The organism is Phenylobacterium sp. (genome assembly GCF_004799515.1).
In the GTDB taxonomy this organism is placed as follows: Bacteria; Pseudomonadota; Alphaproteobacteria; order Caulobacterales; family Caulobacteraceae; genus Phenylobacterium.
Map to the genome: position 1 here is coordinate 1 of NZ_SSMX01000018.1, position 20915 is coordinate 20915.

The 20915-nt window shown below is 69.9% G+C and carries 20 protein-coding genes; 10 read left to right on the forward strand and 10 right to left on the reverse strand.

Annotated elements, in window-relative coordinates; translation table 11 throughout:
• Positions 1 to 161: 161 nt before the first annotated feature.
• From E8A49_RS07185 to E8A49_RS07200, 4 genes are all read left to right on the forward strand, one after another.
• On the forward strand, positions 162 to 614 hold the full coding sequence (locus E8A49_RS07185; RefSeq protein ID WP_293378244.1) for a hypothetical protein: 453 nt from the start codon (positions 162 to 164) through the stop codon (positions 612 to 614).
• A gap of 73 nt (positions 615 to 687) precedes the next feature.
• Positions 688 to 1761 carry an acyltransferase gene (locus E8A49_RS07190; RefSeq protein WP_293378247.1) on the forward strand — a complete coding sequence of 358 codons (1074 nt, stop codon included), beginning with the start codon at positions 688 to 690 and terminating at the stop codon, positions 1759 to 1761.
• Positions 1762 to 1764: 3 nt separating this feature from the next.
• Positions 1765 to 2217, forward strand: coding sequence for a YaiI/YqxD family protein (locus E8A49_RS07195; protein WP_293378250.1), 453 nt, complete (start codon positions 1765 to 1767; stop codon positions 2215 to 2217).
• A 66-nt stretch (positions 2218 to 2283) separates the two neighbouring features.
• On the forward strand, positions 2284 to 2784 hold the full coding sequence (locus tag E8A49_RS07200) for a cytochrome c family protein (RefSeq protein WP_293378253.1): 501 nt from the start codon (positions 2284 to 2286) through the stop codon (positions 2782 to 2784).
• A gap of 261 nt (positions 2785 to 3045) precedes the next feature.
• On the opposite strand, the gene E8A49_RS07205 is transcribed toward E8A49_RS07200, so the two are convergent.
• Both E8A49_RS07205 and glpK read right to left on the reverse strand, forming a co-directional pair.
• Positions 3046 to 3816 carry a class II aldolase/adducin family protein gene (locus E8A49_RS07205; protein WP_293378256.1) on the reverse strand — a complete coding sequence of 257 codons (771 nt, stop codon included), beginning with the start codon at positions 3814 to 3816 and terminating at the stop codon, positions 3046 to 3048.
• 60 nt (positions 3817 to 3876) lie between these two features.
• Entirely contained in the window at positions 3877 to 5385 is a 1509-nt protein-coding gene (gene glpK / locus E8A49_RS07210; RefSeq protein ID WP_293378259.1) for a glycerol kinase GlpK, read from the reverse strand.
• Positions 5386 to 5492: 107 nt separating this feature from the next.
• Between glpK and E8A49_RS07215 the strand changes: the two genes are divergently transcribed.
• From E8A49_RS07215 to E8A49_RS07225, 3 genes are all read left to right on the forward strand, one after another.
• On the forward strand, positions 5493 to 6617 hold the full coding sequence (locus E8A49_RS07215) for a DUF2336 domain-containing protein (protein WP_293378263.1): 1125 nt from the start codon (positions 5493 to 5495) through the stop codon (positions 6615 to 6617).
• 58 nt (positions 6618 to 6675) lie between these two features.
• On the forward strand, positions 6676 to 7437 hold the full coding sequence (locus E8A49_RS07220; protein WP_293378266.1) for an NAD kinase: 762 nt from the start codon (positions 6676 to 6678) through the stop codon (positions 7435 to 7437).
• Between the two features lie 144 nt (positions 7438 to 7581).
• Positions 7582 to 8067: an Hpt domain-containing protein gene (locus tag E8A49_RS07225; protein ID WP_293378269.1), complete on the forward strand. Its 486-nt coding sequence runs from the start codon at positions 7582 to 7584 to the stop codon at positions 8065 to 8067.
• A 9-nt stretch (positions 8068 to 8076) separates the two neighbouring features.
• Here E8A49_RS07225 and E8A49_RS07230 read toward each other — a convergent pair whose 3' ends face one another.
• The 3 genes from E8A49_RS07230 to E8A49_RS07240 form a co-directional block, all read right to left on the reverse strand.
• Positions 8077 to 8643 (reverse strand): DUF2807 domain-containing protein, encoded by a 567-nt coding sequence (locus E8A49_RS07230; RefSeq protein ID WP_293378271.1) that lies wholly within the window; start codon positions 8641 to 8643, stop codon positions 8077 to 8079.
• 89 nt (positions 8644 to 8732) lie between these two features.
• Positions 8733 to 9518, reverse strand: coding sequence for an NUDIX hydrolase (locus E8A49_RS07235; protein WP_293378301.1), 786 nt, complete (start codon positions 9516 to 9518; stop codon positions 8733 to 8735).
• Between the two features lie 38 nt (positions 9519 to 9556).
• Entirely contained in the window at positions 9557 to 10705 is a 1149-nt protein-coding gene (locus E8A49_RS07240) for a DUF2336 domain-containing protein (RefSeq protein ID WP_293378274.1), read from the reverse strand.
• A 320-nt stretch (positions 10706 to 11025) separates the two neighbouring features.
• On the opposite strand from E8A49_RS07240, the gene E8A49_RS07245 reads away from it, so the two are divergent.
• Positions 11026 to 11460, forward strand: a complete 435-nt coding sequence (locus E8A49_RS07245) for a response regulator transcription factor (RefSeq protein ID WP_293378277.1) — start codon at positions 11026 to 11028, stop codon at positions 11458 to 11460.
• A gap of 60 nt (positions 11461 to 11520) precedes the next feature.
• Positions 11521 to 12744 carry a CoA transferase gene (locus tag E8A49_RS07250; protein ID WP_293378280.1) on the forward strand — a complete coding sequence of 408 codons (1224 nt, stop codon included), beginning with the start codon at positions 11521 to 11523 and terminating at the stop codon, positions 12742 to 12744.
• Positions 12745 to 12754: 10 nt separating this feature from the next.
• Here the strand turns inward: E8A49_RS07250 and E8A49_RS07255 are convergent, their stop codons facing one another.
• The 4 genes from E8A49_RS07255 to E8A49_RS07270 form a co-directional block, all read right to left on the reverse strand.
• A complete protein-coding gene (locus E8A49_RS07255; RefSeq protein ID WP_293378283.1) occupies positions 12755 to 14884 on the reverse strand; it encodes a prolyl oligopeptidase family serine peptidase in 2130 nt (709 codons plus the stop codon).
• 96 nt (positions 14885 to 14980) lie between these two features.
• Positions 14981 to 15808, reverse strand: coding sequence for a transglycosylase SLT domain-containing protein (locus E8A49_RS07260; RefSeq protein ID WP_293378286.1), 828 nt, complete (start codon positions 15806 to 15808; stop codon positions 14981 to 14983).
• 65 nt (positions 15809 to 15873) lie between these two features.
• Positions 15874 to 17331 carry a serine hydrolase gene (locus E8A49_RS07265; RefSeq protein WP_293378289.1) on the reverse strand — a complete coding sequence of 486 codons (1458 nt, stop codon included), beginning with the start codon at positions 17329 to 17331 and terminating at the stop codon, positions 15874 to 15876.
• 78 nt (positions 17332 to 17409) lie between these two features.
• On the reverse strand, positions 17410 to 18954 hold the full coding sequence (locus E8A49_RS07270) for a hypothetical protein (RefSeq protein ID WP_293378292.1): 1545 nt from the start codon (positions 18952 to 18954) through the stop codon (positions 17410 to 17412).
• Between the two features lie 181 nt (positions 18955 to 19135).
• Here E8A49_RS07270 and E8A49_RS07275 point away from each other — a divergent pair, with 181 nt between their 5' ends.
• Positions 19136 to 19831, forward strand: coding sequence for an energy transducer TonB (locus tag E8A49_RS07275; RefSeq protein ID WP_293378295.1), 696 nt, complete (start codon positions 19136 to 19138; stop codon positions 19829 to 19831).
• 57 nt (positions 19832 to 19888) lie between these two features.
• On the opposite strand, the gene E8A49_RS07280 is transcribed toward E8A49_RS07275, so the two are convergent.
• The coding region (locus E8A49_RS07280; RefSeq protein WP_293378298.1) for a prolyl oligopeptidase family serine peptidase at positions 19889 to 20915 on the reverse strand (1027 nt) is incomplete at its 5' end.

Here is a 20915-nt window from a genome sequence, read left to right on the forward strand (position 1 = left end):
GGACGCACCGAGCAGGAAGGCGGGCCGCTGACCAAGTTCATCGCCTACGCCACCATGCTCGTCTGGGTCATGGGCGCCGCAGCCGGACGATGGATCGCCTTCGCCTAATGGACGCGATCCCGCCCCCACCACGTCCTGAGTTCCAATTGAGGAGGCCGCCCATGCTTCGCAAGACCCCCGTCGCCGCCCTGGCCCTGGCGCTCGCGGCCGGCGCCGCGCTCGCCGCGGTGAAGCCGAATACGCCGACGCCTATGCCCAAGGTGCAGGCGCAGATGAAGGACGTCGTCGACAGGACCTCGACCGACCTCTTCAACACCGCCGGCGAGGCCGACCCGGCCAACGGCCCCGACGCCAAGGCGCCCAACGCCGCGGCCTGGGCCCGGCTCAAGGCCGACGCCGACAAGCTGAAAAGCGTCGCCGACTGGATGCTGCAACCGGCCAACGGCAAGACCACCGAGGCCAACTGGACGGCCGCCGCCAAGGCCATGAGCGCGCAATCCGCCCTCGCCTCCAAAGCCGCCGCCGCCCATGACGCCAAGGCCCTGGCCCTGGCCGCCAACGACCTCTCCGACACCTGCACCAGCTGCCACAAGGTCTACAAGAAGCAGGAATAGGCGGGAGGCCCACCGGCGAGGTCCGCCCCACCGTAGATCGCCGGACCAGCCGTCAGCGTGCTAAGCGCGGGGCATGACCGCTCTTGAGTCCGATCCGGGCCACCTGCGCTACATGCCCAAGCTCGACGGCCTGCGCGCGCTGGCCATCGGGCTGGTGCTGCTGCAGCACTTCGGGCCGGAACCCTTCGCCTCGGCCATCGCCTCCGGCGCGGTCGGCGTGAAGCTGTTCTTCGTGCTGAGCGGCTTCCTGATCACCGCCGTCCTGCTGGGCCTGCGCGAGGCGGACATGTCCCGGCCCGAGGCCGCGGCCCGATTCTACTGGCGCCGTATCCTGCGCCTGACGCCGGCCCTCTACGCCGCCATCGCCGCGGCCGTCCTCCTGGGCGTGGGCCTGATGCGCCAGGACTGGTGGTGGCACGCCCTCTACCTCAGCAACGTCCTGGTCGTCGTCCGCCAGACCTTCGGCCCGGTCGGCCACTTCTGGACGCTTGCGGTGGAGGAGCAGTTCTACCTGCTGTGGTCGCTGCTGGCGTTGTTCCTGCCGCGCCGGGCCCTGATCCCCGCCGTGGCGGGCTTCATCCTCCTGGGTCCGGCCTATCGCCTCGCCCTGGCCTGGGCCGGAGTCAGCAGCTTCGCCCAGGTGCTGCTGCCGGGGAACATCGACGGCCTGGCGCTGGGCGCCTTGCTGGCGCTCAGCCACCGTCACGGCGCGGTCTGGCGGATGCTCTCCAGCCCCTGGGTCCTGGCGGCCAGCGCGGCGGCCGCCGGCGGCCTGCTCCTGCCCGCCGCGCCCGACCTGGCGCGCCGGGTAGTGTTCCCGAGCCTGGTCTTCCTGGCTTCGGCGAGCGCCGTGGCGATCGGCTCGAAGGCCGGCGGCGGCGCGGGCGTCCGGTGGCTCGAGGCGACGATCCTGCGCCACATCGGGACGATCAGCTACGGAATCTATGTCTACCACTACTTTCTGCCGCTGATCGCCGCGCGCTGGGTTCCGGCGGTCGCCAACGCGCCCGGCCCCTTGCGCGCCGGCATCTATGTGGCCGCCTCCCTAGCCGTCGCGGAGGTCTCCTGGCGGTTCCTGGAGCAGCCGATCCGCCGTCTGCGCGACCGCCGTCCCGCCGCTCCGGCCCGCCGCGCGGAGCCCGCCTAGCCCATGCGCATCTTCATCGACGCCGACGCCTGTCCGGTGAAGGACGAGACCTACAAGGTCGCCGCGCGCTATGGCCTGACCACCACCGTGGTCTCCAACAGCTTCATCGCCATCCCGCCGTCGAAGCTGATCGACCGGATGATCGTCGACGCCGGCCCCGATGTCGCCGACGACTGGATCGCCGAGCGGACCGAGCCCGGCGACATCGTGGTCACCAACGACATCCCGCTCGCCGAGCGGGTGCTGAAGGCTGGCGGGACGCCGATCGCGCCCAACGGGCGGCTATTCACCACCGACAGCATCGGCGCGGCGCTGGCCTCGCGCGCCGTGGCCGAGCACATCCGCTCCATGGGCGAGATGACCGGCGGGCCGAAGCCCTTCGCCGCCGCCGACCGCTCGCGCTTCCTGCAGGCCCTGGACGAGGCGGTGAACCGCGAACGCCGCCGTCGGCGCTAGCCGCCTTGCGTCCCGCCGCCCGGCGCGGGTATGGGCTGGGCCATGCCGTCTTTGGAGAGCTTGCCGATGCGTTGGATGGGTTTGTCGATCGCCGCCCTGGCCGCCGTCACGGCGCTCGCCGGCTGCAACAAGTCCGCCAGCCCACCCGCTGGAGGCAGCGCCGCCTCCGCCTCGGGCCCCACCTCGCCCCTGCTCACCGACGACCAGATGAAGGCCGCGCAGGCGTCCCTGCCCGCGCCCTACAACGCCGCGGACCTCTCGAACGGCGAGTCGAAGTTCGCCCTCTGCTCCACCTGCCACACCCTGGTGGCCGGAGGGCCGAACATGACCGGCCCCAACCTGCACGGGATATTCGGGCGCAAGGCGGCCAGCCTGGCGGGCTTCAGCTATTCCGACGCCCTGAAGGCTGCCGGCTGGACCTGGGACGCGGCGCACATCGACACCTGGATCACCGACCCCAAGGTGGCCGTGCCCGGCACCAAGATGACCTTTGCGGGCCTCAAGGATCCCAAGGACCGCACCGACGTCATCGCCTATCTGATGGTGCAGACCGGCTACCAGCCCTAGACCCCGGCCGCTCAGGTAGAGCGATCAGGTCTCACACAACCTTGACGAGTGCGGAAAGCGCGCGCATCGTACCCGCGTCGCTGAGCGGGTCGAACCCCCAGCAGGCGACATGGCGGCGCCGTGACCCCATCGCGGCGGCGCTCTTGCGCCTCACCGGCGGCGGCGTCCCCCACGTCCGCGGTCCGGCGCGCAGGTCTGGAGGCCTTCCCCGGTGACGGGGGAGGCCTTTTTCCTGAAGGAGGCCGCGCCGCCGAAGATCCCCTAGGCGTCGTAGCCGGGCAGGTCGCGGTCGAGCTTGCGCAGGCAGCCGGGCCAGGCCAGAGCGCCGCCGATGCCGCGGGCGACCTGGCTGCGCACCTCGGCCTGGGAGGCGTCCGGCGCGATCAGCACGCCCTCGGCGCCGCCGCTCAGCGCCTTCACCTGCATGGTGCAGGCGCGCTCCAGATAGTACATGCCGACCCAGCAGTTGGCGGCGGTGTCGCCCACCGCCAGAGTGCCGTGATTGCGCAGCAACATCAGGGTCTTGTCGCCGATGTCGCCCACCAGACGCTCGCGCTCGTCGTGGTTCAGCGCGATCCCCTCATAGTCGTGGTAGGCGAGCCTCGGCAGCACGATCAGGGCGTGCTGCGACAGCGGCAGCAGGCCGGATGACTGCGCCGCCACCGCGACCCCGTCGTCGGAGTGCAGGTGCATGACGAACCGGGCGTCCTCGCGCGCGGCGTGGATCGCCGAGTGGATGGTGAAGCCCGCCGGATTGATGAAGTAGGGCGTCTCCTGGAGGATGTTCCCGTCCAGGTCGATCTTCACCAGGGAGGAGGCGGTCATCTCCTCGAACAGCATGCCGTAGGGGTTGATCAGGAAGTGGTGCTCCGGCCCGGGGATGCGGGCGGAGATGTGGGTGTAGATCAGGTCGTCCCAGCCATAGAGGGCCACCAGCCGGTAGAGCGCCGCCAGCTCCACGCGGGCCTGCCACTCATCGGCGCTCACCTTGCCCTTCAGCGAGGCGACACCCGCCACCGATCCGTCCGCCATGGCTCGCTCCCTTGATCTTCTGTCACCCCTAGAATCCGCCCGTGGCGAAAGCGCGTCAAGCTAGCTGCGGACGCGGCCCACCGCGTCGAGCCAGCGGGCGTAGGCGGCCTCGCGGCGGTGGAGCTCCATCGCAGGCGCGAAGGCCTCGGTCTTGGGCCGGGCCGCGGCGGCCTCGGCCACGTCGCGATAGAGGCCCGCGCCGACCCCTGCGAACAGAGCCGCGCCCAGCGCTGTGGTCTCGCCATAGGTCGCGCGGCCCACCGCGATGCCGGTGAGGTCCGCCAGGCGCTGGCTGAACCAGGCGCTGCGCGACATGCCGCCGTCGATCCGCAGTTCCACCTTGTCGTGGAAGGCTCCCGGCGCATCGGCGCGCATGGCCTCGATCAGGTCGCGGGTCTGCAGGGCGCTGGCGTCGAAGGCGGCGCGGGCGATCTCCGCGAGGCCCGCGTCGCGGGTCAGGCCGACGATCGCGCCGCGCGCGCCGGCGTCCCACCAGGGGGCGCCCAGGCCGGTGAAGGCCGGCACCAGCACCACGCCCAGGTCGTCGTTGGCCTGTTTCGCCAGGGTCTCGACGCCCTGCGGCCCGCCGCCGATCTTCAGGCCCTCGTTGGCCCACTGGAGCGCCGCGCCCGCGATGAAGATCGCCCCTTCCAGGGCGAAGGTCGTCTTCCCGCCGATCCGCGCTGCCACGGTGGTGAGGAGCCGCGCCTTGGAGACCGGCGCGGCCTCGCCGGTGTTGACCAGCATGAAGCAGCCGGTCCCGTAGGTCGCCTTCATCTCGCCGGACCGGATGCAGCCCTGCCCCATCAGCGCCGCCTGCTGGTCGCCGGCCACGCCGCGGATCGGGATGGCGCGGCCCAGCAGGGCCTCGTCGGTCTCGCCATAGTCGCCGGCGCAGTCTCGGACCTCCGGCATCAGGCTGAGCGGCGCGCCCAGCATCTCGCCCATCTCCTCCGACCAGGCCTGCTGGCGGATGTCGAACAGAAGGGTGCGCGAGGCGTTGGTGGCGTCGGTGGCGTGCACCGCCCTTGGATGGCTTGGGCCGCCGGTCAGCTTCCAGATCACCCAGGCGTCGATGGTGCCGGCCAGGAGCTCGCCGGCCTCTGCCCGCGCCCGCGCGCCTTCCACATGGTCCAGCAGCCAGGCGATCTTGGTCCCGGAAAAATAGGGATCGAGCAGCAGGCCGGAGATTTCGGTGACCCGCGGCTCGCGGCCCTCCCCGCGCAATTTGTCGCAGAGGGCGGCGGTGCGGCGGTCCTGCCAGACGATCGCCCGATGGATCGGGACCCCGGTCCTGCGGTCCCAGACCACTACCGTCTCGCGCTGGTTGGTGATTCCGATGGCGGCCACCTGAGCCATCGGCCGCGCCGCCTTGGCCACCGCCTCGCGCAGCACCTCCACCGAGGCGGCGAAGATCGCCTCGGCGTCATGTTCGACCCAGCCGTCGGCCGGATAGAACTGCTCCAGCGGTCGCCCCGCCTCAGCCAGCGCACGGCCCTGGACGTCGAACAGGATGGCGCGCGTGCTGGTGGTCCCCTGGTCCAGCGCCAGGATCAGCGGATCGGCCATTTTCCCTCCCGGTGAAGTTCCCTCGCGTCGTTGCGAGGGGTTTAAACATGTTTTCACCGCCCTCGCCCATGTTCGCCCTTCGAAAGCCTCACCGACAGAATGGAGGGATGGGCTTGAGCGTCGCGATAAGCAGCGAAGGTCTGCTTGAACTTGCCAAGAGCCGGACCCCGGCGGATCGCGAGCGCTTGCTGCTGGGCGTTGTCGAACTGTGCGACGCGGGCGACGGGGCCGGGGCTGCGGCCTCGCCGCAGATCCAAGCCCTCCTGAACTCCATCTTCCTGGGCCTCGTGGCCGGCGCAGAGCGGGAGATCCGCAAGCGGCTCGCCGACAAGCTCGCCACCGCAACCTGGGCCCCGCCGGCGCTGATCAATGTGCTGGCCCTGGACGAGATCGAGATCGCGCGGCCGGTGATCGCCGCCAGCCCCCTCTTGAAGGACAGCGACCTCATCCGCCTGTTGGTCGAGGCGACCATCGAGCACCAGATCGAGGTGGCGCGCCGCCCGAACCTCAGCCCGGCGGTCATCGCCGCCATCCTGCGGGCCGCTGAACCCGCGGTGATGACCGCGCTCGCCGGCAACCAGACCGCCGACGTGGTCCCCGCCGACCTGAAGCGGCTGGTGGACGCCGCGCGCGAGATCGCCGCCCTGCGCTCGCCCCTGTCGCGCCATCCCAAGCTCACCGACGAGCTCGCCCTGCAGCTCTACGCCTGGGTGGGCATCGCGCTCCGCCAGGCGCTGGCCGAGCGGTTCCGACTGGATCCCAAGGCCATCGAAACCGCTGTCGCCCAATCGGTGCAGGAGGCCTACCACGGCGCCGCCGACGACCGGGGCGCCGTCGTCATGGCCCGCGACGGCGAGCGCGAGGCCATGGAGGAGCGGCTGATCGAAAAGCTGCACGCCGCCGGCCAGCTGCGCCCGGGCTACCTGGTCCGCGCCCTGCAGGAAGGCCGCCTTTCGTTGTTCGTCATCGCCCTGGCCACCCTGGGCCGCTTCGAGACCGACCATATCCAGCGGGTGATCGACAGCGAGCGGCCGGAGCTGCTGGGCCTGGCCTGCGCGGCCGTGGGCATCGACCGCAGCGTCTTCCCCAGCATCCTGGAACTGGTCCGTGGACTGAACGGTGGCTTCCCCGGCGGCGGCCTGGACGGCGCGCGCCGCGCCATCGGCGCCTTCGGCCCGGTGAGCGCCCACGTCGCGGCCACCGCCTTCCGCCAGGCCGCGCTCTCGGTTTGACAAGCCCCGGCGGTTAGCGGTTTCTGCCGAGCGAAGACCTTGGCCGGGGCAGCCTTAAGTGACGCGCATCGCCTTTACCGCCAGCGAACGGCCCGAGGCCCAGGAGGGCCTGTTGCGGCTGGTCAAACGCTACGGCGACTCCGCCATCGAGGAGGCCGACGTCATCGTCGCCCTGGGCGGCGACGGCTTCATGCTGGAGTGCTTCCACGACCATATGGCCAGCGGCCTGCCGGTCTATGGCATGAACCGCGGCTCCGTCGGATTTTTGATGAACGATTACAGCGAGGTGGGCCTTCCGGAGCGCATCGCCGCAGCCGAGAAGGCGGTGATCCATCCGCTGCGGATGACCGCTACCGACGTCGAGGGCCAAACCCATGTGGCGCTGGCGATCAACGAGGTCAGCCTGCTGCGCCAGACCCGCCAGGCGGCCAAGCTGCGCATCTCCATCGACGGGCGCTTGCGGCTAGGCGAGCTCTCCTGCGACGGGGCGCTGGTCTCCACCCCCGCGGGCTCGACGGCCTACAATCTCTCGGCGCATGGGCCGATCATCCCCCTGGACGCCCGAGTGCTGGCGCTGACGCCGATCAGCGCCTTCCGCCCCCGGCGCTGGCGCGGCGCCCTGCTCGCCCACACTGCCAAGGTGACCTTCGAGATCCTGGAGGCGGCCAAACGGCCGGTGAGCGCGGTGGCCGACAATATCGAGGTCCGCGACGTGCTGGACGTACACATCGCAGAGGACCGCGAGATCGCGCTCAACATGCTGTTCGACGAAGGCCGCAGCCTGGAGGAACGGGTCCTCGCCGAGCAGTTCTCCGACTGACCTGAACTTCGCGGCGTTTGGCCGCATCGCGCGGCCCAATTGCGCGCCCGTTTGTGGAAAGTCAGTCAATACCGTAGGTTGCTTCTCACCCCTTATTAACGGGTTGGCGCTTATGTGTGGGTGTAGTCACCTGGAGGGCGTCCCTTGAGCCAGCAGAATTCCGGCCAAATGATCCAGCCGAACAACGCCTTGCGCCTGAAGGTTGGCGGCGGGCGTCTGGGCGCGATCGATCCGGCGGCCATCGCCAAGGCGGAAGCCGCCCTCAAGAGCCTGGCCTCCAACTTCTCCCAGTGGCTGAACGACGAGATCGTCAAGCTCGAGGCCGCCCGCCAGACGGTGAAGGCCCAGGGCGTCACCGCCGAAACCATGGAGAACCTCTATCTCCGCGCCCACGACCTGAAGGGCCTCGGCACCACCTACGGCTATCAGCTGATCACCCGCATCGCCGGCTCGCTCTGCCGGATGATCGACGACAAGGAAAAGCGCGCCTCGGCCCAGCTGGACCTGGTCGACGCCCACATCGACGCGATCAAGGCCGCCGTGCGCGACGACATCAAGTCGGACGAGCACCCCGTGGGCCGCGTCCTGGTGGAAGAGCTGGAACGCCGCGTGAAGGCGATGACCGCCTAGGCGCCAAACCTAGTGGATCGGCGACACCGCGCCGCCGCCATGGACTTCTGAATTGACCGCGGGGTGGCCCGCGTAGCGGATTTCACCGCCGCCGTGGATCGCCGCCTCCAGACTGTTCTGCGCGGTGACCATGATCTTGCCGCCGCCCATGATGGCGGCGGTCGCCGACTGGGCCGGCACGTCCCTCATATCGATATCGCCGCCCCCGTGGATCGCCACCGAGATGGTGGGCTGGGCCGGAAACGCGCCCTTCGCCACGATGTGGCCGCCGCCCATGATGTCGATGGCGTTCAGGTCCGGCGTCTCGATATCGACTTCCAGGCGATGCGGTCCCCAGCAGCTCCCGCGGCAGGACCGGATGACCAGCCGCCCCCTGCCATCGACGTCGAAGCCCATATCGGCCGCGTCGCCCTGAACCACGGTGACGCGCTGCACCGGCGCTTGGCGGATATTGATCGTCCCACCGCCACGCAGCTCGACGCCGGTGAACCTGGCGACCGGCACGACGGTCTGCGCCGCGGCGAGGCCGGGCGCGGTGACAAGGGCGGCGGCGGCCAGGAGGGAAGCGAGGCGCATGGACGAACTCCTTCAGTTCGCCCGCAAGACACCAACGCCGCCGCGCCGGCGCAACTTAACCTTTGGTCATGCGGCCGCGGCGGCCTTCGTCACATGACGTTTTCCAGCGGCTCGGCGACCGCGCCATAGCCGGCGTCGGGCGGCAAGGTGAGCACCCGTCCGTTCGCGCGTTGCTCGATCTTCGGCTGCACGGTGACCAGCCGGCGCGCCGCGGCCCGCGCCACCGCGTCCTGCGCCCCGCTGGCTTCGGCGAGGAGTTGCAGGTTCATCCGCGTCGGGAAGATCACCTTGCGCTCGCCCGCCGCGGCCAGCCGCAGCGCCTCGGCCGGCGCGATCCATTCGGCGTCCACCGTCTCGCGCCCGTCGCAGGCCGCCAGCTGCTCGGCCGGCGCGGTCACCGCGTAGAACCAGGTGTCGAACCGCTTTGGCGTCAAGGGCGGGGTGATCCAGCGGGCGAACACGGTCAGGGCGTCGAGATCGAGATAGGCGTCCAGGCGGGAGACGACGTCGATGAACCGCATCGTGCCCGCGTCGACCGCCTGGCGCACGGCCATCGGACAGGCCTCGCCGCTCATCGGCTGGCCGTCGCGGCGGCGCGCCAGCAGGATGCCGGCCTCCTCGAACACCTCGCGGATGGCGGCGATGCGTAAGCCCCGCTGGTTGGCGTCATAGGCCTCCCAGCCGACCGTGTGGACTTCCCAGTTGCGGTCGTGGTCGCCTGCGTGGCTCTTGCCGCCCGGGAACACCAGGGCGCCTGAGGCGAAGTCGATCTGGTGATGGCGTTTGACCATCAGCACCTCGAACGCCGGGACGTCGCGCAGGAGCAGGATGGTGGCGGCCGGCTTGATGTCGGCGGTGGGCGGTGTGTCGGGCATGCCGGAGAGCTTGCGGCGCTGCGGCGGCGCACGCAAGCTCAGGCGCTCTGGCTTTCGCCCACCTCGGCGCGGGCGGCCTGGGAGATCCGGTCCATCTTGTCGATCAGATAGTCGACGTCCTCCCGCGAGGCGGTCTGCGGCTGGGTGAGGAAGCGCTGCAGCATGCGTTCCTGGAAGCGCTCCAGGTCGCGGGCGCCGCCGTCGAATTCCATGGCGTGATAGGTGTCCACCGCCACGCGGAAGGCCGGGAACAGCCGCGCCGGAAGACCCGCCCGCTCGTAGATGGCGCGTAGGCCAAGCGGCCCTGCGTCGTGGATCATCAGCCAGGTGCGGTGGTGTGGCACGCCGGCCAGCTCCGCCACGGCCCATTCGAAGAAGGTCATGTGCCCCTGCGCCACCGCGCGCAACAGCAGCGAGGCGGTGAGCCGGCCCTGCCCCGCCAGGTGGACGGCGAAGGCCTTCACGTCGGCGGCGCGGCCGGCCTGGTCGACCAGGTCGACGGTGGCGCGCTCGGCGGCGCCCACCGCGATGCTGAGCGCCATCTGCGGCGAGACCGCATGGTGGGTGATCAGGTGGTCGCGCAGCTGGTCGCCGACCAGGTCGATCAGCTTCTCGCTGACCGACAGCGGCAGGACGTGGCGATAGGCGACGGCGGCCAGCACCTTCTCGTGCGTTTCGAAGCGGGCCATCACCTGCTGCAGGGCGCTCTCGGCGAAGTCGGCGTTGTCGTTGGCGCAGGCTGCGGCCACGGCGCGCTCGCCGCCATGCTCGGCCAGGGCGTCGGTCACCGTGCGCGACAGCCGGGGCCTGCGCGCGATGGCCAGCTGGCGCACCGGCCCGCCCAGGCGCACGATTTCCGCCAGGTCGGTGTCGGTGAACACCGGCGAGAATCCCAGCAGCGGCAGCGAAATGGTCTCCACGTCGCGGGCCAGGCGCAGCGCCACGTCGCGCGGCACCAGGGGGCTGTCCTTCAGGGTCACGGCCAGCGCGCGGCGCACCAGCTCGGCGGCGTCGCCGGCCATCACCCGCAGGATCTCCGCGGCGGTCTCGCGCTCGTCGTCGGAGAGCGGCGTCCCCTCCATCGCGCGGCAGAGCTTGAAGGCGGCGGCGGCGCGCTCGTCGGCGCTCTGGCCCTTCACCAGCGTGCGGATATCCTCTTCCGTCAACGCCGAGTGGGTGGTCGCCATGGCTCGTTCGGGTCCCGCACAGGTTCAGACGCAAGGGGTCTCGAAGGACCCGCGTCGGCCCTGACGTCCCCCAAATCTCACGAGTCCGACTGTCGCGGATCATGCTTAACGCGCGGTTAGGACTCGAATCTGTGGATGACGCCGCCCTCGGCGACGACAAGCGATTTATACGCGCCGCTCGGCCGACGACCTTAATTCAGACAAACAGAGGACAAGGATTGGACAAGTATTAATTCCGATCTAGAAAATCAATTTTAAGTTGATAGGAAACAAAACCGATCCCATGGGTTGATATTGGTGAAGGGTGAAAAGACATGTTTATGAAGAAAATTCTGGTCGTCGAAGATAACTACATTCTGAACCAGGATGTATGCGAATTCCTCCGCGAGGAAGGCCATCTGATCAAGAGCGTATACTGCGGGAAAGACGCGTTCGATATCATAGATCGCCACGAAGACATGGTCGCGCTGCTGACCGATGTCGACCTCGGCCCCGGGCCGGATGGCATCAATGTCGCACGCTATGCCCGCGCCTTCTCGCCGCGCCTGCCGGTGGTGTTCATGTCCGCGAACTCGAACGGCCGCCATGAACTGGCCGGCGTGGCCGGGTCGGAATTCGTCGCCAAGCCCTTCCGGCCGCAGCAGATCGCTAAGGCCCTCAGCCGTGTGATCCAGCTTCAGGCTGACTCCGCGCCCAAGGCCTTTCGGCCGCTGACCGCGAACGCGCTGTCGCGTGCGAGCCAGTGGGCCGCCTAATCCCCGCCCCTCGAACCGAGGCCAGAAACCCTTCCCTTGAGCCGACCCGGATGTTCTAGCATGGGCCAAAATCCGGAGATCCCGAACGTGTTGCTGCAAGGCCTGAAGGTCGTCGATTTCACTGCCTACATCGCTGGACCGGGCGCCGCGGCCATCCTGGGCGATTGGGGCGCGGACGTGATCAAGGTGGAGCGGCGCGAGGGCGACACCATGCGCCACGTCTTCGCAGACCTGAAGAACGACATCGGCGCGAACCCGACCTTCGAGCTCGACAATCGCGGCAAGCGCGGGATCGTGCTGGACATCACCAAACCGGCCGGCCGCGACGCCCTGGCCAGGCTGGCCGAGACCGCCGACGTGTTCCTGACCAACACCCGGCCCGTGTCACTGAGGAAGTACGGCCTGGATGAGGCGACGCTGCGCAAGGCGAACCCAAGGCTCGTCTACGCCGTGATCACCGGCTACGGCCTGGAAGGCCCTGACGCCCACCTGCCCGGCTTCGACGTCACCGCCTTCTGGGCGCGCTCGGGCATCGGTTACATGACCGCCCCCAAGGGCGCCGAGCCCTTCATGCGCACCTCGGGCATGGGCGATCACTCGACCTCGCTGGCCACCGTCTCGGCCATCCTGGCCGCCCTCTACGAACGCGAAAGGACCGGCGTTGGCCGCATGGTGCAGACCTCGCTGCTGGCCACCGGGGTCTATCTCTGGGGTTCGGACCTGGCGGTGCAGCTCAAACTCGGACGGGTGGCGTCGATCCGCCCGCGGGAGAATCCCATCAACGCGGTCGCCAATCACTTCCGGAGCGCCGACGGCCGTTGGTTCGTCCACAACCCGCGCGGCGGCTCCGGGGGGTGGGAGAAGTTCATGGGCGTCGCCGGCCGGCCCGACCTAGTCACCGATCCGCGCTTCGCCACCGGCAAGGAGCGCCGCGCCAACGCCCGAGACCTGGCCGCCGAACTGGAAACCGCCTTTGCGGAACTTCCCTTCGATGAGATCGCCCGCCGGCTCGACGCGGCCGACCTCGTCTGGGCGCCGTTCCAGACGCCAGCCGACGTCGACGCCGACCCACAGGTCGCCGCGGCGGGCGCCTTCGTGGAGGTCGACGACGGCCAGGGCGGCACCTACCGCTCCCCGGCCAGCCCGGCCGTCTTCCCGGGCGAGCCGCAAGCGCCGCGTCCCCGCGCGCCGCGCCTAGGCGAACACACCCGCGAGGTGCTGGCTGAGATCGGCTACTCCGAGGGCGAGATCGAGGCGATCTTCGCGGCGGACGCGGCGGCCTAGGCGCTGAGTCTCAATCCATCAGCTTGCGTTGCAGGTAGGTCTGGGTCAGGGCCTGGGTGTGGGCCTGCTGCTTCAGGTCCGCGCCCGAGCCGTGGCCGCCCTCGGTGTTCTCGTAGAACAGATAGGGCAGATGCATCTCTTCCATGCGTGCGGCGAATTTGCGCGCGTGCTGCGGGCCGACCCTGTCGTCCTTGGTGGTCGTGAAGATGAAGGGCTCGGGATATTTCACACCCGCCTTGAGGTTCTGGTAGGGCGAGGTCTTGAGCCAAAAGGCCATGGCCTTCGGGTTGGCGTTCACGTCGCCGTACTCGCCCTGCCAGCTCGCGCCCGCCGCGATCTTCGAGATGCGGATCATGTCCAGCAGCGGCACGTCGATAACCACGGCGTTCCAGAGGTCCGGCCGCTGCGTGAATTCCACGCCCATCAGGAGGCCGCCGTTGGAGCCGCCCTGGATGCCCAGGCGGCGCGGCGAGGTGATCTTGCGGCGGATCAGGTCCTCGGCGACGCCGGCGAAGTCGTCGTAGATCGCCTGGCGCTTCTCCACGAGGCCGGCCTCGTGCCACTTCGGCCCGAACTCCCCGCCGCCGCGGATGTTGGCCAGCACATAGACCCCGCCCCGCTCGAGCCACAGCTTGCCGTTGCTGGCGCTATAGGCCGGGGTCTCGCTGACCTGGAAGCCGCCGTAGGCGGTCATCAGGGTCGGGTTGGAGCCGTCGTATTTGATGTCGCGGCGGTGGACGACGAAGTACGGCACCTTGGTCCCGTCCTTGGAGGTCGCCTCGAACTGCTCGACCACGTCCTTCGAGGCGTCGAACTTCGCAGGCGTGGTCTTGACCTCCTTCAGCGCGCCGCTGGCGGCGTCGGCCAGCCAGACGCTGGTGGGCGTGAGGAAGCCGGTGACGTCGACGAAGGCCCGGTCGCTGTGTTCGTCCGTCGTGGAAAGCCGGATGGTGGCGTTGTCCGGCAGGTCGAGTTTGGTGCGGGAAAAGCCGGCGGCGCCGGGCGTGTAGACGTAGGCCCGGCTTCTGACGTTATCGAGCACGGTGACCAGCAGCTTGCCCTCTGTGGTCGCGGTCTCGTCCAACGACTCGCGTGGGCCGGGCGCATAGAGAAGCGTCGGCTTCAGGTGGGCCGGATCGGCCTTCAGCGCCGCCAGTGTCGTCCAGGCCAGGCTGCCGGCCACGAAGGTCTTGCCGCCCGCGGTCCAGTCCTCCTCGGTGCGGATCAGCACCCGTCCATCGATCAGGTCGTCGACGCTGGCCTTCGAGGGTATGCCCAGCCGTTCGGCGCCTTTGGCGGTCAGGACGTAGGTCTCGTGGCGGAAGGTGTCCAAGGGCCGGGTGATCACCGACAGCGTGCGGCCAGCCGCATCCCGCAGCACGTCGGGCGAGACGCCATAGCCGCCGTCCGCCTTGTCGCCGCGATAGACCTCGACGGCCTTGTCCAGCGGCTGGCCGCGCTTCAGCCGCTTGACGATGTAGGGATAGCCCGAGGCGGTCAGCTCGCCCGGCGCCCAGGCGTTGGAGATCAGCAGGGTGTTTTCGTCTTCCCAGTCGACACGCGCCTTGGACTTCGGGATCGTAAAGCCGCCCTCGACGAACTTGCCGGAGGCGAGGTCGAACTCGCGGATGGTCACCGCGTCCTCGCCGCCTTCGGACAGGTGGATCAGGCAGCGGGTCTCGCGCGGCCGGGCGCAGTTCGCGCCCTTGAACACCCAGCTCTTGCCCTCGGCCTTGCCGAGCGCGGTGATGTCCAGGACGGTGGTCCATTGCGGTGCGTCGGTCTGGTAGCTGGCCATGGAGGTCTTGCGCCAGATGCCGCGCACATGGTCGCCGTCCTGCCAGAAATTGTAGATTTCGCCCTGCAAGAAGCGGCCGGCCGGGATGCGGTCCTTGGCCTCGGCGATGGTCAGGGCTTCCTGATAGAGCGTTGGGTAGCGGGCGTCGGATTCCAGCACCGCGACGGCCTTGGCGTTATGGGCGTTGACCCAATCCATGGCCTTGGCGCCGCCCACGTCCTCCAGCCAGATGTAGGGATCGGCGGCGTCCGTGGCGGCGGTCTGGGCGCCGGCCCCCATAGGCGCGGCGAGCGCGAGCAGTCCGAAAGCGAGCGCCGAGGCGGCGGCGAAGATAGGGCGCATGATGATCCTTGGCGGTCGGGCGACGGCCAAGGCTAGAGGCGCAATCAAGGGCTTAGAAGCGAAAACTCGCGGCCGCCCCGGCCAAGGGCGCCGAACTCAGCTGTGGCGGCTCTCGGACAGCACCTTCAGCATCTCGGTGGTGAAGAACGAGCCGGTGAGCCGGGCGCCGACGCCCATCTCGTCGCTGGACTGCGCGCTGCGCAGGATCATCGAGACCAGCTCGGCCTGCTGGGCCTGGTGGTCGAGGGCGCGGGCCGAGGCGTACTGGATGAAGCCGCCGTCCTCGGAGGGTTGGGCGGGCGCGGGCTCGATCGGCGCGGCGGAGCCCGCCACCTTGGTCAGGTTGGCGTAGACCTGGCCCACGGTCGCGGCCTGGCCGCCGGGGTAGAAGATCGCCTTGTTGGCGTGGGCCGCGTCGGGGAACAGGTGGGCGGCCGTGGCGCTGGGCTGTTTCTCCACCGCCTCAATCAGCTTGGCCGAGCCCTGCGGGCCCAGGAAGTGGGCGGCATAGAGCTCGCCCGCCGTCGGGTCGCGCCCGGTGCGGCCCTTCAGATAGGCCGCCGAATCGGAGGTCAACTCGCCGGCCATCAGCGAGGCCGCGTGCGGGTCGAGGCGCAGGTCCATCACCGCGCGGCGCGCCTCCTCGCCGTTCACGTGATAGCGGCCGTCGGCGCCCTTCTCGATCAACTCGGCGTAGCGGGCGTAGCCGTGCTTGGCGCCGTGCTGCTTCAGCGTGGACAGCCAGGTCTGCTGCACGAACTGGAAGAGGCCCGCCGCCGAGGATGAGCCCGCCCTGGCGCCAGGGTTCAGCCCGCTCTCGCGCCCAGCCGTCTTCAGCAGGAAGGAGAAGTCGACTCCGGTCGCCTGGGCGGCCTTTTGGATCGCCTGCTCAACTACGCTGCGTATGCCTTCGACCGCCGCCATGCCTGCGAGTCCTGAACCATCGTGGTTAATGCGCCGCTAACCATGATGAAGATCGCGCCCTGGCCTCAGGGTTCGACGACACGTTTCGCCACCAGGTCACGTCCGGCCTGGTGCAGGGTGACCCCGCTCGCCGGGCCGGACGCCGGCAGGTCGAAGCGCAGCTGCGCGTCGACGATCCTGTAGAAGAAATCCGTACGGCTTTCCGGGAAGATCGCGGCGTGGGGCTGGCCGGTGATCTGGGTCACGAAGCGATCTCCGTCGTGCGTGACGGTCAGGAACACCTGCGGCGCGAGCTGATAGCGGCCGACGTAGAGGTCCAGCGCCTTCGGATCGAGCGCGACGGCGTGACGCCCCGCCGCCGGATCCGGTGGCGGCGGCTGCAGCGGCGCGCCGTTCAGGATGTGCGCGCCGATGTCGTCGCCGCCCCGGCCGGTGGCCGCGTTGGTCAGCACCACGACGCCCACGCCGGTCTTCGGGTCGAAGCCCATGTAGGTGCGGTAGCCGCCGGTGCCGCCATTGTGCCAGACGATCTCGTCGCGGCCGGGCGGAGACGAGATGTGCCAGCCGAGCGCGACCGACAGGCCAGGCGCGGCGGGCCGCCGCACCGACGTCCACTCCGCCTTCATCGCCGCCGCCAGCGGGGTCTTCACATAGCCGAGCTCGGCGCCCAGGAAGGTCAGGATGTCTTCGGCGTCGGAGCGCAGGGCGCCAGCCCCGGCCAGGGCGCCCTGCCCGGGCAGGATCCCGAAGTCCCAGTTGGCGACGGGGTCGAGGGCGGAATCGTGCCCCTGAGCCAGCCGCGCCTTGAGCGCCGGCGATAGGGTTATCGTGGTGCTGGTCATGCGCAGCGGCTCGATGATCCGCCGCTTCACCAGGGTCTCGTAATCCACGCCCGCACGGCGGGCGAGCGCATCGCCCATCAGGCCCACGGCGAGGTTCGAGTACTCGTATTTTGAGCCGATATCCCGCGGCAGGCTGTAGCCGGCGAGGAACTGGAAGAGCTGGGCCTCACCGTAGTCGGCGTAGGGGTTGTCCCAATCCTTCGGCGTGAAGTTGCTCGGCATCCGCGGCAGGCCCGAGCTTTGGGTCGCGATGTCCACGAGCGTGATCTGCTTGCCGTTGCGCTCGGGGATTTTCGTCCCCGGCGGCAGGTACTTCGCCACGGGATCGTCCAGCTTCACCTCGCCGTCCTGGACCATTTCGGAGAGCACCAGCGAGGTGAAGACCTTGGTCATCGAGCCGATCTCGAAGACAGTGCGAGGCCCGACCGGCTTCGGATCGCGCTTGTCGCTGACGCCGTAGGAGACGAAACGCCGGCCACGCGCGTCGATGACGCCCACCACGACGCCGACGCCGGAATGCTCCACATCGATGCGCTGGACGAGGATATCGTGGATCTCGGCATCGCTGGGCGTGGCCCATGGCACGACGGCCGGGGGCGATGGCGGCGTCTGGGCGCGCGCCGGAGCGGTCGCGTTCAGGACCAAGAGCCCGGCGCTGAGCGCCGTCAGAAGTCTGCGCAAGGCGCCCTCCCCGATCGTCCGATCATTGCGCCAATCGTGAAGGGCGTCGAGCCCGGGTAAATCTTACGGCGGTCGCGGCTACTTCTTGTCTTCCGGCTTGGCCGGGGCCGGTTTCGGCGGTGGCGCGGCGTGGGCGGCGGCGGCCTGGGCGTGCTGGGCCATGGCCTGAGCCTGGGCGTGCTGCGCCTGGGCCTGCGCCTGATGCTGCTGGGCCATCTGTTGCTGCTGTTGCGCCGCCTGCTGGTGTTGCTGGGCGGCCATCGCCGCGTGCTGCTGCTGGGCCTCGGCCTGGTGTTGCTGCGCCTGGGCCTGACGCTGTTGCTGCGCCAGGGCCTGGGCTTGCGCCTGGTGCTGCTGTTCGCTGGCCCGGCGGCCGGCGTCGGCCTGGGCCGAGGCCTGGCGCTGCTGATCGGCGGCGGCGTTGTGGGCGGCGGCGGCCTGCGCCTGCTGCTGGCGGGCGTTGCGTTCGGCCGCCTGGGCCTGCTGGGTTTGGACCTGGGCCTGCTGGGCGTGGGCCTGCGCCTGTTGGGCGTGCTGCGCCTGGGCCTGCCGCTGTTGCGCCTCGTTGCGCTGTGCGACCTCGGCCTGCTGCTGATCGGCGGCCTGGCGTTTGGCGAGGCCGGCCTGGCGGAGCTGGTCGCCGCGGGCGGCGGCGGCCTGCGCCTGTTGCGCCTGCTCTGCGCGCGCCTGCTGCACCTGCTGGGCCTGCGCCTGGCGCTGCTGTTGGTCGGCCTGGGCGCGGGCGGCGGCGTTGGACTGGGCGCGGTTGGCGAAGGCGTTGTTGGCGCCCGGGTTCGCAGGTGGCGTCCCCGGCGGCAGGCGACGCGGCGCGGGCGGGGCAGCGGCGATCACCGGGGCGGTGCGCTGGGCATAGGCCTGGCGCTGGGTCCGCTCCTGCTGCAGGGCGGCGACCTGCGGCTGCCGGCTCTGGACGGCCTGGTCGTGGACGGCGCGCCACTGCGGATTGCGCTGCTGCTCGGCGGCCCACTGCTGCTGCGGGGCCAGGACGGCCTGGCGCTGCGCCCGCCAGTCGGCGGCGTAGGCGGCCTGCCGCTGCTCGTGGACCGCCGCATAGTGCAGGCTACGGGCGCGGAACAGGTACTGGGCCGCGACCTCGACCATGGCCGCGCCATAATTCGGATAGGGCCGGCCGTAGTCGTCATAGACCTCCACGAGGTCGCCGCTGTCGTCATAGGCGTAGCAATAGTGCGGGTCCCGGATCAGGAAGGGATAGTCGCTGTCGCCTGAATAGAAATACTCGCGTGGGCCGTCGGGCGTGTCCTCGACCACCCGGTATTCGCCGTCCGAGGCGCGCCAGACGTAGGGCTGCTCGCCGTCGTAGGGCACGGTGTAGTCCGGCGGGCTGTCGCCGAAGGCGTCGTCCAGCTGATAGGCGCTATCCACATAGCTGTAGACCGGCCGGGGCGGCGTCGAGACCCGGGTGATCGGCGGCGCGGGCGGCAGGGCCGAGGCGGGGGGCGCGTCCGTTTCCGGTGGCGGGGCGGCGGTGGCCAGCGGCAGGCTGGCGATCGGCGCGCCGGTGGCCGGGGCGGAGTTCTGGTTGCAGGCGGCCAAGGCAAGGCTGGTCGCCGCGGCGGTCAGGAGGAACGTGCGATAGGACATGGCCGTCAAACCCTTCGATGAGCTTCACCGTTCCCGTTCCTCATGCGTAACCTCGCCGATGTGACATGAACGGCGCCCCAACGGAGACCGTTTCACGAGATCGCGAGCTTCGGACGTGGGCGCTTGACGTCACGTATCACGAGCGTAATTTATTACACACGTGATACGAAGGAGTCCCGCCGTGGTCATCCGTCAGGTCCTGCCCTTCGGCTTTCCGGCGCACGCCGGACGCCGCCTGCCGCCGCATGTCCGCATCGCCGTCATCGCCTCGCTGGGCCTGCATGCCGCGGCCCTGCTCTACCTGGCCTACGCCCATTTCGCTCCGCCGGCGGAGCCGCGCGACCTGACGCCCGATCCCGTGACCTTCGCGACCATCTTCACGCCGCAGAAGCCGCCGCCCGCGATCAAGCCGGTGGAGAAGCCGCCCATCGCCCTGCATCCGCCGAAGACCCTCGAGTCGCCGCCGATCGACAGCCTGCCCGTCCCGCCGCTCAAGGTTGACCCGCCCGCGGACTTCCATCCGATCGACCAGCTTCCCACCCAGGTTGCGCCCCAGGCCGTCGAGCCGCCGCCGACGCCGCACGTGGTCAGCTCCCCCAACTGGCTGCGCAAGCCCACCGGCGAGGAGATGGCCGGCGTCTATCCCGACCGCGCGCAGCGCAAGAGGCTCGGCGGATCGGCCACGCTGGCCTGCACGGTGGGGGCGTCCGGCGCGGTGCGCGACTGCCGGGTGGCCGCCGAAAGCCCCGCCGACAACGGCTTCGGCCAGGCGGCGCTGAAGCTCACCCGCTTCTTCCGGATGAGCCCGCAGACCCAGGACGGCCGCCCGGTAGACGGCGCGAGCGTCAACATCCCGATCCGCTTCAGTGTCCGCTGAGCTGAAGCCGGAGCGGGCTGGGCGTCCGGCCGGGCCTTCGGCCTCATCCCAATCGGCCTACTTGGCCGGCTGGGCGCCCAGCTTGCGGGTCAGGTACTCCGCCGTCGCGCTGTCCGCCTTGAGCCAGGAGGCGTAGCGCAGGAAGCCATGGATCTCGTCAGGGATCACCAGCTCCTCGAGGTCGACGCCCTTGGCTTCCAGCCGCCGCGCCAGGTCGATGGTCTCGGCGAAGTGGACGTTGCGGTCGTCGTCGCCCTGGATCAGCAGCACCGGCGAGGTCCAGGTCCCGACGTCGGCGTCCGGCGAGGCCTTGAAGGCGACCTCCAGGGCCTGGCTGAGGTCGCCCTTCTCGAAGCGGTCGGTCCGCGCCCCGTACTGCCGCGCCACGGTGCGCGACCAGTCGTGCACCCCGTGGAAGTCGACGCCGGCCTTGAAGAGGTCGGAGTTGCGCGCCAGGCCGAGCGCGGTCAGCAGGCCGCCGTAGGAGCCACCCCAGATGCCGATCCTGGCCGGATCCACGCCCGGGACGCCCTGCAGGAAACGGCCGCCAGACGCCACGTCCTGGTACTCCGACGAGCCGGCCGCCCCGCCGTGCTCGGCGTGCTGGAAGTCCCAGCCGTAGCCGATGCCCAGGCGGTAGTTCACCGACAGGACGGTGAAGCCGTGGGCGGCCATGTACTGGTTCATGGCGTAGGCGTTGGAATAGTAGTCCATGTAGGACCAGCCCAGCATCATCTGCCGGGGCGGCCCGCCGTGGACAAAGATCAGGCCGGGCGTCGCTTTCGCGCTGGGCGCCTGGAAGAGCTGGCCCTCGATGGTCCAGCCGTCCGGAGCCTTCCAGGTCACCTTCTTCGGAACCAAGAACTTCGCCCCGGCGAACTCGGCGGGCGGCGCCTGGCCGGCCAGCTCGCGTCGGCCCTGGCCATTGGCGGCGATCACGTCCACCGCCGGTGGCCGGCGCGCGTCGGCGGCGATGAAGGCCACGCCCGTGGAGAGCGCCGCCGGGCCCCATTCCAGGGTCGTCCCGCCGGTCAGCTCCACCGGCGCGCCACCGTCAACCGAGACCCGGAACAGGTGGCGGCGC